We start from the raw sequence: 15576 nt of genomic DNA on the forward strand, positions 1-15576 counted from the left end.
TGGCTGATACACGGGGTATCGAGGGTGGGTGCCACATGACGAAGGGCGTCCGGGTCAATGTCCGGGTCAAGGGGATCACCGAGGACCAGGCGAAGCGGGCACTGTATGAGCACGTCGAGGCCCGCTTCTTCTGTGTCGGCGGTCATGTGGTCCGGAAGTCGTCCACCCGCTCGCCCTCCGCCTGGGACGGCTCGGTCCTGGGGACGTCCGGGTGCTGCTCCACTGCCGCACGCTCGGTCGGTTCATCGCGCTCGCCCTCGGCCCTGGTGGCCCTTCGGTTCACCTCCGCGGGCGCGAAGAGCACAGTTCCTGGCGGAGACCGACGGCACCGTGGGACGGCGGGAACCCGTCCGAGGTCGCGACCGCGCAAGCGGTAGCTGTCGCCCTTCACTGAGATGACCTCGGCGTGGTGGACGAGGCGGTCGATCATCGCGGCGGCGACGGTATCGTCGCCGAAGACCTCGCCCCGGCGATTCAAGCGCCTGGTGGAGCTGTCCGGACTCCCACCTGTCCGCCTCCATGAGCTGCGCCACATCTCCGCCACGCTGTCACTGCTCGCGAAGAACGACATCAAAGTGGCGCAGGAGCGGCTCACGCCAAATCACCTCGGACACGTATACGAGCGTCCTGCCTCAGCTGATGACGGCCGAGGCGGAGACGACGATCTCGATCGTGCCTCGGTCGGGCCAGGAGCGCCCAGAGAAGCCCTTGGGAACGGAGCCAGAGGGCGATGAGGATGGTCCGGACGAGGGATTGTGTCCCGCTGCTTGACCTGCGTCCCCAATTTGTCCCCATGATCATGAAAACATGATCAGGTAGGGCCGCCAGGATCCCCCAAGTCACCCGACCCTCCAGCGAAGTTGCTGGTCAGATCGATTCTCCTCGCGTAGCGAGTGGTGGGGCGGGTGGGACTCGAACCCACGGCCGACGGATTATGAGTCCGCTGCTCTAACCGGCTGAGCTACCGCCCCATAACGGCGTGTCGCGTACACGTGTGCGCGCCGTCTGCCGCAGCATAGCCGCTCATACGATCTCCTGCTTCGGATGGTCGACTTCGCCTGGCGTTCACGTCCTTGAGGACCGCGCGGCGTCGTGCGTGGTTCCGCCGGACGTGAAAAAGGGCCCCAACGGGGGCCCTCGTTCATGTGCTCTCCCGACTGGACTCGAACCAGTAACCTGCCGGTTAACAGCCGGCTGCTCTGCCAATTGAGCTACGGAAGACCGAAGCTCCCCCGACTGGACTCGAACCAGTAACCTGCCGGTTAACAGCCGGCTGCTCTGCCAATTGAGCTACGGAGGATTGCCTCGTTGCATCGAACGTACCTCCCTGGGTATTCGCCAGGGGGCGGGCGCTCTCTGCGACACATACATTAGCGCAAGCAGGGGGGTGCTCCGCCAATCGGTTCCCCTCCGGCACCGACACCAGGCCTAGGACCTACGCAAGGGAAGGGTGACCGCCATGCGCTACCGGCTCACGTTCGTCGTCGGGCTCGCTCTGGGTTACGTGCTGGGCACGAAGGCCGGACGCGAGCGCTACGAGCAGCTGAAGAAGTCCGCACGCCAGGTCTCGCAGAACCCCGCCGTCCGCAACACCGCCGAGTCCGCCGCACAGCAGGGCCGGCAGTTCGCGGGCAAGGCGTATCAGGCGGTGAGCGACAAGGTGGGCGACCGGGTCCCGGACTCGGTGGCACAGCGGGTGCGGTCCCTGCGCGAGCGCAACGCGAACGGCTCCGGCGAGGACGACTGGGGTACCAGCAACACCTGAAGAACACACCGGGGAACAGGTCCACCCTTCCGGCCCGGCAACGACACCCCTCACAGTGCGGCAGAATTTTGGCCATGGGGATAGTCGCCGGGTTGGACAGTTCGCCCGAATTCACTCGTATCGTCGTCTGTGACACGGACACCGGTGCCGTGCTCAGGCAGGGGTATGCGCCGCATCCGGTGGATAACGCCGAGGGCGGCGGCCGGCCTGCCGACGTCGATCCGCAGGCCTGGCTGCTGTCCCTCGGTGAGGCCGCCGGCGGCGGACTCCTGGAGGGCGTGCAGGCCATCGGTGTGTCCGCGCAGCAGAACGCGGTGGTGCCGCTGGACTCCCAGGGCAACACGGTGCGGCCGGCCATGGTCGGCGGGGACAGGCGGGCGCAGGTCGCGGCCGCCGATCTCATCGACGCGCTCGGCGGACGCGAGGCGTGGGCGCAGGCGGTGGGCTCCGTTCCGCAGGCCGCGCAGCCGGTGACCAAGCTGCGCTGGCTGAGCAAGACCGAGCCGGACAACGCCCGGCGCTCCGCCGTCCTCCTGCAGGCGCACGACTGGCTGGTGTGGCAGCTGCTCGGCCGGCCGGTGCGAAGGACCACCGACCGGGGCGGCGCCTCCGGGACCGGGTACTGGTCGGCGGCCACCGGCGGCTACCGGCCCGATCTGATCGAGCTGGCGCTCGGTCACCAGGCGATGCTGCCCGAGGTGATCGGTCCCTCCGACGCGGCCGGTACGACGCCGGAGGGGCTGCTGATCTCCGCCGGGACCGGGGAGACCATGGCCGCAGCCTTCGGGCTGGGCCTGGGGTTCGGGGACGCCGTGGTGTCGCTCGGAGCCTCCGGATCCGTGATGGCCATCCATCCCGAGGCGCTCGTCGACAACACCGGGATGATCACCTCCCTGGCCGACGCGACCGGCATGCACCTGCCCGTCGTCACCACCCTGAACGCCGTACGGACCCTGCGCGGGGCCGCCGAGATGCTCGGACTGTCCGACCTGGAGAGCCTGTCGGAGCTGGCGATGAAGTCGACTCCGGGGGCCCACGGGCTCGTACTCCTGCCCTATCTGGAGGGTGAGCGGACGCCCAGCCTGCCGCATGCCGCCGGGACGCTGTCGGGCCTCAGGCGCGAGTCGATGAAGCCGGAGCATCTGGCGCGGGCCGCGTTCGAGGGCATGCTGTGCGGGCTCGCGGACGCGCTCGACGTGCTGCGCGGCCGGGGTGTGGAGGTGCGGCGGATCTTCCTGCTCGGTCAGGCCGCCGAGCTGCCCGCCGTCCAGGCCGCGGCGCCCGCCCTGTTCGGGACGCAGGTCGTGGTACCGCAGCCCGCGGACTACGCGGCGATCGGTGCCGCCCGGCAGGCCGCCTGGGCGCTCGGGGTGTCGCAGGGCACGCTCGATCCGCGCAACCCGCCGGCCTGGCAGGGCGCGGCCGCGCAGGTGCTGGACCCCGGTGAGGAGCTGGCGGTGGGGCAGGCCGTGCGGCAGCAGTTCGTGTCGGTGCGGGAGCAGACGCATCCGGGGGTCTTCCGGGCGTAGCGGAGGGTAAGAAACCGGTAGGAGACGTACCCGTAAGGCCGTATCAGCCACCGCGTCGGCTTAATTCGGTTGAGGTAACACGGGTGGAGTGTTCGACGATAGGGGCCAGGGGCAACCGTTCCAACCGCCGCCCCACCGCCGACTCCGAGAGACACAGCGTGCTCATACGACTTCTGCGGACCCATCTGAGGCCCTACAGAAAACCCATCGCTCTGCTGGTGCTGCTGCAGTTCCTGCAGACCTGCGCCACCCTCTACCTGCCCACGCTGAACGCGGACATCATCGACGAGGGCGTCGTGAAGGGCGACACCGGCTACATCCTGTCCTTCGGCGCCCTGATGATCGGCATCTCGCTGGTGCAGGTCGTGTGCAACATCGGTGCCGTGTACTACGGCGCCCGGACCGCCTCGGCGCTGGGCCGGGACGTTCGAGCCGCGGTCTTCGACCGTGTGCAGTCCTACTCGGCTCGCGAGGTCGGCCAGTTCGGCGCGCCCTCGCTGATCACCCGTACGACCAATGACGTCCAGCAGGTCCAGATGCTGGCCCTGATGACGTTCACCCTGATGGTGTCGGCGCCCATCATGTGCGTGGGCGGCATCGTGCTGGCGCTCGGTCTGGACGTGCCGCTGTCCGGGGTGCTGGTCGCGGTCGTACCCGTGATGGGCATCAGTGTGACGCTGATCATCCGCAGGCTGCGCCCGCTGTTCCGGTCCATGCAGGTGCGTCTGGACACGGTGAACCGGGTGCTGCGCGAGCAGATCTCCGGCAACCGGGTCATCCGCGCGTTCGTGCGGGACGAGTACGAGCAGCAGCGCTTCCGGAAGGCCAACACCGACCTGACCGACATGTCGATGGGCACCGGCAAGCTGCTGGCGCTGATGTTCCCCATCGTGATGACGGTGGTGAACCTGTCGTCGATCGCCGTGGTGTGGTTCGGCGCGCACCGCATCGACAGCGGTGCCATGCAGATCGGCGATCTGACCGCGTTCCTCGCCTATCTGATGCAGATCGTGATGTCTGTGATGATGGCCACCTTCATGTTCATGATGGTGCCGCGCGCGGAGGTGTGCGCCGAGCGCATCGAGGAGGTCCTGGACACCTCCTCCAGCGTGGTCCCGCCGATCGCTCCGGTGCGCGAGCTGCGCCGGCACGGCCATCTGGAGATCCGCGGCGCGGGCTTCCACTACCCGGGTGCCGAGGAGCCGGTGCTCAGGTCGATCGACCTGGTGGCGCTGCCCGGTGAGACGACCGCCGTGATCGGTTCGACCGGCAGCGGGAAGTCCACGCTGCTGGGGCTGGTGCCGAGGCTGTTCGACGCGACCGACGGGGAGGTGCTCGTCGACGGCGTGAGCGTGGCGGCCCTCGAGCCGCGGCTGCTCGCGAGGACGGTCGGGATGGTGCCGCAGAAGCCGTACCTGTTCGCCGGCACGGTGGCCACGAACCTGCGCTACGGCCATCCGGACGCCACCGACGAGGAGCTGTGGCACGCGCTGGAGGTGGCGCAGGCCAAGAGCTTCGTCGAGCAGTTGGAGGGCGGGCTCGACGCGCCGATCGCGCAGGGCGGGACCAATGTCTCCGGCGGGCAGCGGCAGCGGCTCGCGATCGCCCGGACCCTGGTGCAGCGGCCGGAGATCTACCTCTTCGACGACTCCTTCTCCGCGCTCGACTACGCCACCGACGCGGCCCTGCGTGCGGCTCTCGCCCATGAGACCGCCGAGGCGACCGTGGTGATCGTCGCCCAGCGCGTGGCCACCATCCGGGAAGCCGACCGGATCGTCGTCCTCGACGAGGGCCGGGTCGTCGGCACCGGCACGCACCGCGAGCTGATGGCGGACAACGAGACCTACCGGGAGATCGTGCTCTCCCAGCTGACGGAAGCGGAGGCTGCCTGATGGCGGGGCCGGCAGGACGGATGATGGCGGGGGCGGGTCCCGACCAGCGTTCGATGGACTTCAAGGGGTCGGGCAAACGGCTCATCGGCCAGTTCAGGCCCGAGCGGCTGACGATCTACGGGCTGCTGTTCTGCGTGGTGGTGAGCGTCGGCCTGTCGGTGGTGGGGCCGAAGATCCTCGGCAAGGCGACTGACCTGGTCTTCTCGGGCATCATCGGGCGGCAGATGCCGGCCGGGGCCACCAAGGAGGAGGTCCTTTCGTCCATGCGGGAGCGGGGCGAGGGCTCCGTCGCCGACATGCTCCGCAGCACCGACTTCACCCCCGGCAAGGGCATCGACTTCGGTGCCGTCGGCGAGGTGCTGCTGCTCGCGCTGGCGGTGTTCGTCATCGCGGGTCTGCTGATGGCGGTGGCCACCCGGCTGGTGAACCGGGCGGTCAACCGGACCATGTACCGGATGCGCGAGGACGTGCAGACGAAGCTGTCGCGGCTGCCGCTGTCGTACTTCGACAAGCGGCAGCGCGGTGAGGTGCTCAGCCGGGCCACCAACGACATCGACAACATCGGGCAGACGCTCCAGCAGTCGATGGGCCAGCTGATCAACTCGGTACTCACCATCATCGGCGTGCTGGTGATGATGTTCTGGGTGTCGTGGCTGCTGGCGCTGGTCGCGCTGGTCACCGTGCCGCTGTCGTTCGTCGTCGCCACCCGGGTGGGAAAGCGGTCGCAGCCGCACTTCGTGCAGCAGTGGCGCACCACCGGCAAGCTCAACGCGCACGTCGAGGAGATGTACACCGGGCACACCCTGGTGAAGGTGTTCGGCCGGGCGGACGAGTCGGCCGCGCAGTTCGCCGAACAGAACGAGGCGCTGTACGAGGCAGGGTTCAAGGCGCAGTTCAACAGCGGAGTCATGCAGCCGCTGATGATGTTCGTGTCCAACCTGAACTATGTGCTGGTCGCGGTCGTCGGCGGGCTGCGGGTCGCCTCCGGCACGCTGTCCATCGGTGACGTGCAGGCCTTCATCCAGTACTCGCGGCAGTTCTCGATGCCGCTGACGCAGGTCGCGTCGATGGCGAACCTGGTGCAGTCGGGTGTCGCCTCGGCCGAGCGGGTCTTCGAGCTCCTGGACGCGGAGGAGCAGGGGGCGGATCCGGTGCCGGGCGTACGGCCGGAGGAACTGCGCGGGCAGGTGGCGCTGGAGCATGTGTCGTTCCGGTACGCCCCCGAGAAGCCGCTCATCGAGGATCTGTCGCTCACGGTCGAGCCCGGGCACACGGTCGCGATCGTGGGACCGACGGGAGCGGGCAAGACCACCCTGGTCAACCTGCTCATGCGGTTCTACGACGTCTCCGGCGGGCGTATCACCCTCGACGGCGTCGACATCGCGAGGATGTCCCGGGACGAACTGCGCGCCGGGATCGGCATGGTGCTCCAGGACACCTGGCTGTTCGGCGGCACGATCGCCGAGAACATCGCGTACGGCGCCTCGCGGGAGGTCACCCGCGGGGAGATCGAGGAGGCGGCGCGGGCGGCTCACGCGGACCGGTTCGTGCGGACGCTGCCCGACGGCTACGACACCGTGATCGACGACGAGGGCACCGGGGTCAGCGCCGGTGAGAAGCAGCTCATCACCATCGCGCGGGCGTTCCTGTCCGACCCGGTGATCCTGGTCCTCGACGAGGCGACGAGTTCCGTCGACACCCGCACCGAGGTGCTGATCCAGAAGGCGATGGCGAAACTCGCGCACGGGCGTACGTCGTTCGTGATCGCGCACCGGCTGTCGACGATCCGGGACGCGGACACGATCCTGGTGATGGAGAACGGGGCGATCGTGGAGCAGGGCGCGCACACGGATCTGCTGGCGGCCGACGGAGCGTACGCGCGGTTGTACAAGGCGCAGTTCGCCCAGGCGGTGGCCGAGGTGGATTAGCGTTTTCGCCCCCGCCGCCCCTACCCGTCCCGTACCTGGTGGCTCCGCCCCCAGACCCCCGCTCCTCAAACGCCGGAGGGGCTGGAAACAGCGGGTAGGGGCGACGTCACCTGCCTCAGTCCAGGTAGCCCCGCAGTTGGTCCGCGAAGGCGTGGTCCCTGAGCTTGTTGAGGGTCTTCGACTCGATCTGGCGGATCCGTTCCCTGGTGACGCCGAAGATGCGGCCTATCTCCTCCAGGGTGCGCGGGCGGCCGTCCGCCAGGCCGTAGCGGAGTTGGACGACTTTGCGCTCGCGTTCCCCGAGGGTGGACAGGACCGCCTCCAGGTGTTCGCGGAGCAGCAGGAACGCCGCCGACTCGACCGGGCTGGCCGCGTCGCCGTCCTCGATGAGGTCGCCGAGGGCGACGTCGTCCTCCTCGCCGACCGGGGCGTGCAGCGAGACGGGTTCCTGGGCCAGCCGCAGGACCTCGCTGACGCGTTCCGGCGCCAGGTCGAGGTGGTGGGCGACCTCTTCCGGCGTCGGTTCGTAGCCCCGTTCCTGGAGCATCCGGCGCTGGACGCGGACCACCCGGTTGATCAGCTCGACCACATGGACCGGGACGCGGATGGTGCGGGCCTGGTCGGCGAGGGCGCGGGACATGGCCTGACGGATCCACCAGGTGGCGTACGTGGAGAACTTGTAGCCGCGGGCGTAGTCGAACTTCTCGACCGCCCGGATGAGGCCCAGGTTGCCCTCCTGGACCAGGTCGAGCATGGTCAGGCCGCGGCCGATGTACCGTTTGGCGACCGAGACGACCAGCCGCAGGTTCGCCTCGATCAGGCGGCGCTTGGCCATCCGGCCCGTGACGACGAGCCGGTCCAGGTCGAGGGCGAGCCGGCTGTCCAGGTTGGGTGCGGTGCTGAGTTTCTCCTCGGCGAACAGGCCGGCCTCGACCCGGCGGGCGAGGTCGACCTCCTCGGCCGCGGTGAGCAGCGGGATGCGTCCGATCTCCCGCAGGTACTGGCGGAACAGGTCCGAGGAGGGCCCACTGGTGTCGGGCTTGGCACGGGCCGGCTCGGGTGGTTCGACGGGTTCCGGCTCGGGGGCCTCGGCGGTCTCGACCGCGTCCGGGGGTGGTTCCTCCAGCTCGGCCGGGGCCTCCGGCTCCGCCTCGGGGTGGTGCACGGCACGGCTCTGCGGGGGGACCGCGGCAAGTACGTCGGTCTCCGGATCCGGTTCCGTGTCGTCCGTACCGATGTCGGTCTGGGTGAGGGTCTGGGTCTGCACGGGGGCGACCTCCAGGATGATCGCTGCTGAGGTGTGCGGCAGCGGTACTTCGGGGGCGGAGTCGGCGGCTTCGCCGCTGTCCGTCCCGTACGCGATGAGCGGAACCGCGGGGGTGTGGGATCCGCTGGGGACGGATCGACCGCGCTCCGAGGACTCAGGCACCGGAACCCAGTGTGGAGTACGACACATCGTCGCCACGAGGGGCGTGCGGTGACTTTTTGAGTCCGGTCCGTGACCGCGTGGTGACCCGGCCCGAGCGGTTCCCTCAGAGCGCGCCGGCTCCGTGCTCGCGTAGTGCCTGGTCGTACTGCTGGAGTACCCACAACTCGTTCTGTACGGCGGCCGACTGGGCCGGATCGCCGCCCGCGGACAGCCGGGCCATCTGGGACTGGACGTCACGGATCCGGCGCTCCACGGCGCGACGGCGGACCGTGACCAGCACCATGCCCGCGTACACCTCGTCCACCATGCGCCGCATGATGGGCTCGACGGCCAGTTCGGTGACCATCGCGCGTACGGCGTCGTCCGGGGCTGTCTCGCGGACCCGGACCAGGTACTCCTGGGGGTCCTGTACGCCGAGTTCGGCGCTGCCCGCTTCCATGATCGTCTGTCGGACCGCAGCGTAGGGCGCGGCGGTGAACTCGTCGATGCCGTAGGCGTCGAACGCCGGTGAGACCAGCTCCGGGCGCTGGAGGGCGAGTTTGAGCAGTTCGCGCTCGGTGGCGTAGACCGGGTTGCGCAGGTTCAGGGCAGCGCCGTACGGGGTGGGGCGCGGGGCGGCGTCGTACTGCTGCTGTTGCGGGCCGCGCGTCGGCGCGGGGCCCCGGCCACCTCGGTCACGGGCCCAACGGGCCAGCTGGGCCACGCGCTTGACCACGAACTGGGTGTCGAGGATGCCGAGCATGCCGGCCAGCTGGACGGCGACCTCGTGCTGGGCGCCGGTGTTCTTGATGCGGGCGACGATGGGGGCGGCCTCGTCCAGCGCGGCGGCCCGGCCGGCCGGTGTGTCCAGGTCGTAGCGGACGACGATCTGGCGCAGCGCGAACTCGAAGAGCGGAGTGCGGGGTTCCACCAGGTCGGCGACCGCCTCGTCGCCCTTGGCGAGGCGCAGCTCGCACGGGTCCATGTTGTCGGGGGCGATCGCGATGTACGTCTCGGCGGCGAACTTCTGGTCGTCCTCGAAGGCGCGCAGGGCGGCCTTCTGGCCGGCCGCGTCGCCGTCGAAGGTGAAGATCACGCGGGCCGAGCCGTTGTCCATCAGGAGCCGGCGCAGGATCTTGATGTGGTCGCCGCCGAAGGAGGTGCCGCAGGTCGCGATCGCTGTCGTCACTCCTGCCAGGTGGCAGGCCATGACGTCGGTGTAGCCCTCGACCACCACCGCGCGGCTGGACTTGGCGATGTCCTTCTTCGCCAGGTCGATGCCGTACAGCACCTGGGACTTCTTGTAGATCGCGGTGTCGGGCGTGTTGAGGTACTTGGGGCCGTTGTCCGTCTCGTACAGCTTCCGCGCGCCGAAGCCGACGACCTCGCCGCCGATGTCGCGGATCGGCCACATCAGCCGGCCGCGGAAGCGGTCGATGGGGCCGCGGCGGCCCTCCTGGGAGAGGCCGGAGAGCACGAGCTCCTTGTCGGTGAAGCCCTTGCCGCGGAGGTGGCGGGTGAGATGGTCCCAGCCCTGGGGGCTGTAGCCGACGGAGAAGTGTTCCGCGGCGGCCTGGTCGAAGCCGCGCTCGGCGAGGAACTTGCGGCCCATGTCGGCCTCGGAGCTGGTGGCCAGCTGTTCCCTGTACCACTGGGCGGCGGCGTTGTGGGCCTCGACCAGTCGGATCCGCTCACCGCGCTGGTGGGCGGGGTTGTAGCCGCCCTCCTCGTAGCGCAGGGTGATGCCGGCCTGGGCGGCGAGGCGCTCGACCGCCTCGGAGAAGGAGAGGTGGTCGACCTTCATCACGAACGTGATGGTGTCGCCGCCCTCCTGGCAGCCGAAGCAGTGGAAGAAACCCTTGCCGGGGCTGACCTGGAAGGACGGCGACTTCTCGTCGTGGAAGGGGCACAGCCCCTTGAGGTTTCCGCCGCCCGCGTTGCGCAGCTGGAGGTACTCGGACACCACGGCGTCGATCGGGACCGCGTCCCGAACCGCCTTCACGTCCTCGTCGTTGATCCGTCCAGCCACGCATGGATTCTACGGGGACGGTGTGACAGTCGATCGCCCCGTCGGCTCACGGGACCAGACGATCCAGCGGTACGTGCGGGTCTGCCAGCGCCTCGGTTTCCACCTGTGCCCCGGAGCGGATCAGCTGCTGGATCGGCTCTGTGACGTCCCACACGTTGACGTTCATCCCGGCCAGCACCCGGTGGTCCCGCACCCAGAACGCGATGAACTCACGCTTTCCCGCGTCTCCCCGGATCACCACTTCGTCGTAGGACCCCGGGGGTGCCCAGCCGGAGTACTCCATGCCCATGTCGTACTGGTCGGAGAAGAAATAGGGCACACGGTCGTAGGTGACGTCCCGGCCGAGCATCGCGCGGGCCGCCGCCGGGCCGCCGTTGAGGGCGTTCGCCCAGTGCTCGACGCGCATTCGGGTGCCGAAGAGGGAGTGGTGGAACGAGGCCACGTCACCGGCCGCGTAGATGTCGGGGTCGGAGGTGCGCAGTCGGGTGTCGACCGCGATGCCGCCGCCGTCGGCACGGTCGGCCAGCTCCAGACCCGCCGCCTCCGCGAGAGCGGTGCGCGGGGCCGCGCCGACCGCCGCGAGGACGTCGTGCGCGGGGTGCTCCTCGCCGTCGTCGGTGCGGACGGCCAGGACCATGCCGTCCTGGCCGACGATCTCGGTGAGCCGGGCGCCGAAGTGGAAGCGGACGCCGTGCTCGCGGTGCAGTTCGGCGAAGAGGTTGCCGAGCTCGGGGCCGAGGACGCCGTGCAGCGGGGTCGCCCCGGGTTCGACGACGGTGACCTCGGCGCCGTACTCGCGGGCCGCCGCCGCGACCTCCATGCCGATCCAGCCGGCACCCGCGATCACGAGGTGGCCGTTGTCCCGGCCCAGGGCGGCCAGGACGCCCTTCAGGCGTTCGGCGTGGGCGAGGCGGCGCAGGTGGTGGACGCCCGCGAGGTCGGTGCCCGGGACGTCCAGACGGCGGGGCTCGGCGCCGGTGGCGAGAAGCAGTTTGTCGTAGCGCACGAGCGTGCCGTCCTCGCCGAAGCGGACCGTCTTGGCCGTCCGGTCGATGGCGTCCACGGTCTGGCCGAGGTGCAGCTCGATGTCGTTGCGCGCGTACCAGGCCGGTTCGTGCACGAAGACGCTGTCGCGTTCCTCCTTGCCGAGCAGGTAGCCCTTGGACAGCGGCGGGCGCTCGTACGGGTGGTCGCGTTCGTCGCAGATCAGTATCACGCGGCCGGTGAAGCCCTCCCCTCGGAGCGTCTCGGCCGCCTTCGCGCCGGCGAGACCTCCTCCGACGATGACGAATGTCTGATCCGCGTCGACCACTTGATTGCCTCCTCGTAAACGTGCCCCCACATGCGAGCGTCCCGCACGGAGTGTGATGCGGGAAGAGGGAGTGACCCGATCAGGCCACGGAGGGTCACATTCGGGCACGTTTCATGTCACCCCTGTCGCCTCAGCATCACAGATGCCCGGTCAGACGGGCGTGAAGGGAACGGGCGGACGCGTCGGTGAGGGACGCGATCTGATCGACGATCACCCGCTTGCGCGCGCGGTCGTCCGCTGCCTGGTCGAACAGGGCCCGGAACTGCGGGTCGAGGCCGTCGGGGGCGCGGGCGGTGAGCGCCTCGGCGAGTTCGGCGACCACGATCCGCTGGTCGGCACGGAGCCGCTCCTGTTCGGCGCGCTGCATGACGTACCGGTCGGCGACCGCCTTGAGAACGGCGCACTCCAGGCGGGTCTCGTGCGGTACGACGAGTTCGGCGCCGTATCTCGTCAGCCGGCCGGTTCCGTACGCGGCGCGGGTGGCGGCCTCGGCGGCGAGGCAGAAGCGGCCGATGAGCTGGCTGGTGGCGTCCTTGAGGCGGGCCTGGGCGACGGCCGAGCCGTCGTAGCCGTGCGGCCACCACTCCTGCTCCTGGAGCCGGTCCAGGGCGGCGGCGAGTTCGGCGGGGTCGGTGTCCGCGGGAACGTACCGGCCGACGGCGACCGCGAAGACCGCCCGGCGTTCCGGTTCGGCGTGCAGGCAGTCGGGGTCGAGGTGGCCGGCGTGCAGGCCGTCCTCGACGTCGTGCACGGAGTACGCCACGTCGTCCGCCCAGTCCATGACCTGGGCCTCGAAGGTGGCGCGGGTGCCGGGGGCGCCCTTGCGAACCCAGTCGAACACCGGGCGGTCGTCCTCGTAGACACCGAACTTCGGGGACTCGGGGTCGGTGGGGTGGGCGCCTCGGGGCCAGGGGTACTTGGTGGCGGCGTCCAGGGCGGCGCGGGTGAGGTTGAGGCCGACGGAGCCTTCGGCGACGAAGCGTTTGGGTTCGATGCGGGTGAGGAGCCTGAGCGACTGGGCGTTGCCCTCGAAACCGCCGCAGTCGTCGGCGAATTCGTTGAGGGCCTGTTCGCCGTTGTGGCCGAACGGGGGGTGGCCCAGGTCGTGGGAGAGGCAGGCCGCTTCTACCAGGTCGGGGTCGCAGCCGAGGGCCGCGCCCAGCTCTCGGCCCACCTGGGCGCACTCCAGGGAGTGGGTGAGGCGGGTGCGGGGGCTGGCGTCCCAGGCGGTGTTCCGGGTCCCTGGTGTGACTACCTGGGTCTTGCCGGCGAGTCTTCTGAGGGCGGAGGAGTGCAGGATGCGGGCCCGGTCGCGTTGGAAGGCGGTGCGGCCGGGGCGTTTGTCCGGCTCGGCGGCCCAGCGGGCGACTGACGTCGGGTCGTAGCCGGGGGGTGGGGTGTGGGGCTGGTCGTGTGCGGGGGCGGTGCGTTCGGTGCCTTCCATGGATCGACAGTAAGTGCCGGTGGTGACAATCGGGGGTGGCCCGCGCTCCCTGGGGACGTCAGCCTCTCCGGCGTTTCACGTCGGCGGTGCCGGCACACGGCGTTTCAAGCCCACGCCAGTGCCGGTTCCGTCGCGGCAGGTGTCGCCAGGGACTGGTCTTGACGCCCTCGCCTGCCCGAGGGCAGGTGATTCCGGTCCGCACCGCTACGCGGTACCACCGTGGGTTCCTGCTTCACTGGCCCTTGCCGGTCTCCGAGGAGCTCGGTCTTACAGGGGCCTCCACAGGCGTCACTTCCCGCCCGTCCGGCGGTAGATCCGACAACTTCGTCGTCGGATGAGGCGATCTTAGCCATGCCGCTGCGGCCCTCCGGGCCGCTACAGGCAGGATGCCCTACACCTCCACCCTGAAGAGTGAAGCACTGGGCAAGTGTTCCGTAGCGGTGGAGGAGAAGGCGGGCGAGGGCGGGGTGGGTGCCGAGGGGGGCCGAGGCGATCCAGGGGGCCTTTTCCGCGCACTGGGTGGCGAAGAGGCCGGGGGCCGTGAAGTAGGAGGCCACGGCCACCCGGTGGCGGCCTCGGGCGGTCAGCGCTCGGACGGCCGTCTCGATGGTGGGCTTGGCCGCTGAGGCGTAGGCGGGGATCACCGGGACGCCCAGGCGTTCGGCGAGGAGGCGGGCCGTGTGGCCCGTGTCGACCGCCGCGTCGGGGTCGCGGGAGCCGGCCGCCGCGAGGACGACCGCGCTGGTGCGGCGGGTCGCCTCGTCCATGCGGGTGCGCCAGCCGGCCTCGACGAGGCGCTCGTACAGGGCCTCCACGAGCAGCGGGTGCGGGCCGAGCGGGGCGGCCACGCGGGTGCGGGCCCGGGCGGCGGCGGCCATCTCGGGGATGTCCCGCTTGACGTGGTAGCCGCGGCTGAGGAGCAGCGGTACGAGGACGGCGTCGCGGGTGCCCAGGGAGGCGAGCGTGTCGGGGAGCAGAGGCGCGTTCAGCTCGATGTGCCCGAGGCGCACGGGCAGGCCGGGGCGCAGCTCGCGGACCAGGTCGAGGAGCGCGTGGACCGTGCTCAGGGTGCGCGGGTCACGGCTGCCGTGGGCCACGACGACGAGCGTGGGCGGCTCGGGGCGCCGCCGGCCGTCGAGCGAGACGAGGCCGAGCTGGGTGGCGAGCTGGCTGCTGATCCGGTTCATGAGGTGCGCCGTACTGTCGAGGGTGGTGGACACGTCGCGAAGGGTTTCCGACTTGCGCATCGCCGTCATACACCGATGATGACGGCGCGAGGTTGCCTCCCCGTTGCGCAGGAATGACGGGTGTTTTCCGGCGGTTCACGGTGGGGTGTGGGGGGTGTGTGAGGTGTCGTGACCTGCGGTTTCATCCTACGAAGTGAGGCCGGCCACACGGTGTCCGGCGAACCGGGCGGGCTCACCGGTCGTCTCTGACTGTCGTAGGACCGACCGGGGAGGGACCGTCGATGCGTCTGCCGAAACCGCGAAGACCCCGTCTGCCGCGTACCCGAGCCGGGCAGCGGCGGCTGGTGCAGGCCCTGATGGCGGGGTACGTGCTGGCCCTGCTGCCGGCGGCCTGGCTGTACGTCTCGACGGACGGCCGGCTGCGGACCACGGCGGACGCGCCGCGCACCGAGGTCGCCGTCGTCTTCGGCGCCGGTCTGTGGGACGGCGAGCCCTCGCCGTATCTCGCCCACCGGCTGGACGCGGCGGCGAAGCTGTACCGGGAGGGCCGGATCGAGGTGGTCCTGGTCACCGGCGACAACAGCCGCGAGGACTACGACGAGCCCGACGCGATGCGCTCCTATCTGAAGCGGCACGGCGTCCCGGACACCCGGATCGTGAGCGACTACGCGGGCTTCGACACCTGGGACTCCTGCGTCCGCGCGAAGAAGGTCTTCGGCGTCGACGAGGCCGTGTTGATCAGCCAGGACTTCCACATCCGACGGGCGCTCGCGCTGTGCCGGGCGGCGGGGGTGACGTCGTACGGCATCGGGGTCGCCGCCCGGCACGACGTGACCTGGTACTACGGGGGCACCCGGGAGATCTTCGCGGCGGGGAAGGCCGCCCTGGACGCGCTGTTCGAGCCGGATCCGCGGTTCCTGGGGCCGAAGGAGCCCGGCGTCGGTCGGGCGTTGGCGGCGGCGCGCTGATCAGAGGTGGACCGCGGTGCGCCTCACGACGCCCGGGGGGATGCGGGGAGGTCGCCGTCCCGGCCGCGTAACACGGATCCGCCCGGCGCGTAACACGCCCGACGCACCCTGAGT

Annotated in this window: 9 protein-coding genes, 3 tRNA genes and 2 pseudogenes; 5 read left to right on the forward strand and 9 right to left on the reverse strand. The window is 70.1% G+C overall.

From position 1 onward, the window contains the following. Positions 1–418: 418 nt before the first annotated feature. From AB0H86_RS13405 to AB0H86_RS13420, 4 genes and pseudogenes are all read right to left on the reverse strand, one after another. Positions 419–571: pseudogene (locus AB0H86_RS13405) on the reverse strand (hypothetical protein); the annotation flags it as partial. A gap of 323 nt (positions 572–894) precedes the next feature. Further along, a tRNA-Ile gene (locus AB0H86_RS13410) sits at positions 895–971 on the reverse strand. Positions 972–1148: 177 nt separating this feature from the next. Further along, positions 1149–1221: transfer RNA gene (locus AB0H86_RS13415), tRNA-Asn, on the reverse strand. A 6-nt stretch (positions 1222–1227) separates the two neighbouring features. Next, positions 1228–1300: transfer RNA gene (locus AB0H86_RS13420), tRNA-Asn, on the reverse strand. Between the two features lie 159 nt (positions 1301–1459). Between AB0H86_RS13420 and AB0H86_RS13425 the strand changes: the two genes are divergently transcribed. The 4 genes from AB0H86_RS13425 to AB0H86_RS13440 all read left to right on the forward strand — a co-directional run bounded on the left by AB0H86_RS13425 (position 1460) and on the right by AB0H86_RS13440 (position 7114). Further along, positions 1460–1765, forward strand: a complete 306-nt coding sequence (locus AB0H86_RS13425) for a YtxH domain-containing protein (protein ID WP_362436711.1) — start codon at positions 1460–1462, stop codon at positions 1763–1765. Between the two features lie 74 nt (positions 1766–1839). Further along, positions 1840–3294, forward strand: a complete 1455-nt coding sequence (locus AB0H86_RS13430; RefSeq protein WP_362436713.1) for an FGGY family carbohydrate kinase — start codon at positions 1840–1842, stop codon at positions 3292–3294. Between the two features lie 158 nt (positions 3295–3452). Then, positions 3453–5186 carry an ABC transporter ATP-binding protein gene (locus tag AB0H86_RS13435; RefSeq protein WP_362436715.1) on the forward strand — a complete coding sequence of 578 codons (1734 nt, stop codon included), beginning with the start codon at positions 3453–3455 and terminating at the stop codon, positions 5184–5186. Beyond that, positions 5186–7114, forward strand: a complete 1929-nt coding sequence (locus AB0H86_RS13440; protein ID WP_362436717.1) for an ABC transporter ATP-binding protein — start codon at positions 5186–5188, stop codon at positions 7112–7114. Before AB0H86_RS13435 ends, AB0H86_RS13440 begins: the two co-directional genes overlap by 1 nt. Positions 7115–7229: 115 nt before the next feature. Here AB0H86_RS13440 and AB0H86_RS13445 read toward each other — a convergent pair whose 3' ends face one another. From AB0H86_RS13445 to AB0H86_RS13465, 5 genes and pseudogenes are all read right to left on the reverse strand, one after another. Beyond that, positions 7230–8543 (reverse strand): RNA polymerase sigma factor, encoded by a 1314-nt coding sequence (locus tag AB0H86_RS13445; protein ID WP_362436719.1) that lies wholly within the window; start codon positions 8541–8543, stop codon positions 7230–7232. Between the two features lie 103 nt (positions 8544–8646). After that, positions 8647–10551, reverse strand: coding sequence for a DNA primase (dnaG, locus tag AB0H86_RS13450; protein ID WP_362436721.1), 1905 nt, complete (start codon positions 10549–10551; stop codon positions 8647–8649). Between the two features lie 46 nt (positions 10552–10597). Next, positions 10598–11863, reverse strand: coding sequence for an FAD-dependent oxidoreductase (locus AB0H86_RS13455; protein ID WP_362436723.1), 1266 nt, complete (start codon positions 11861–11863; stop codon positions 10598–10600). Between the two features lie 136 nt (positions 11864–11999). Then, the gene (locus AB0H86_RS13460) at positions 12000–13307 is read right to left on the reverse strand and encodes a deoxyguanosinetriphosphate triphosphohydrolase (RefSeq protein WP_362436725.1); all 1308 of its coding nucleotides are present in this window, start codon (positions 13305–13307) and stop codon (positions 12000–12002) included. Positions 13308–13741: 434 nt separating this feature from the next. Further along, positions 13742–14494: pseudogene (locus AB0H86_RS13465) on the reverse strand (sirohydrochlorin chelatase); the annotation flags it as partial. Positions 14495–14775: 281 nt separating this feature from the next. On the opposite strand from AB0H86_RS13465, the gene AB0H86_RS13470 reads away from it, so the two are divergent. Beyond that, positions 14776–15462, forward strand: a complete 687-nt coding sequence (locus tag AB0H86_RS13470; protein WP_362436727.1) for an ElyC/SanA/YdcF family protein — start codon at positions 14776–14778, stop codon at positions 15460–15462. Positions 15463–15576 lie beyond the last annotated feature (114 nt).

The sequence above is a fragment of the Streptomyces sp. NPDC050997 genome (assembly GCF_040660135.1).
Taxonomy (GTDB): domain Bacteria; phylum Actinomycetota; class Actinomycetes; order Streptomycetales; family Streptomycetaceae; genus Streptomyces.

What these genes read in the sequence shown, in the direction of transcription:
- AB0H86_RS13470 (WP_362436727.1), top strand. Translation starts at nt 14,776, where the DNA reads ATGCGTCTGCCGAAACCGCGAAGACCCCGTCTGCCGCGTACCCGAGCC.
- AB0H86_RS13460 (WP_362436725.1), bottom strand. Translation starts at nt 13,307, where the DNA reads ATGGAAGGCACCGAACGCACCGCCCCCGCACACGACCAGCCCCACACC.
- AB0H86_RS13425 (WP_362436711.1), top strand. Translation starts at nt 1,460, where the DNA reads ATGCGCTACCGGCTCACGTTCGTCGTCGGGCTCGCTCTGGGTTACGTG.
- AB0H86_RS13440 (WP_362436717.1), top strand. Translation starts at nt 5,186, where the DNA reads ATGGCGGGGCCGGCAGGACGGATGATGGCGGGGGCGGGTCCCGACCAG.
- AB0H86_RS13430 (WP_362436713.1), top strand. Translation starts at nt 1,840, where the DNA reads ATGGGGATAGTCGCCGGGTTGGACAGTTCGCCCGAATTCACTCGTATC.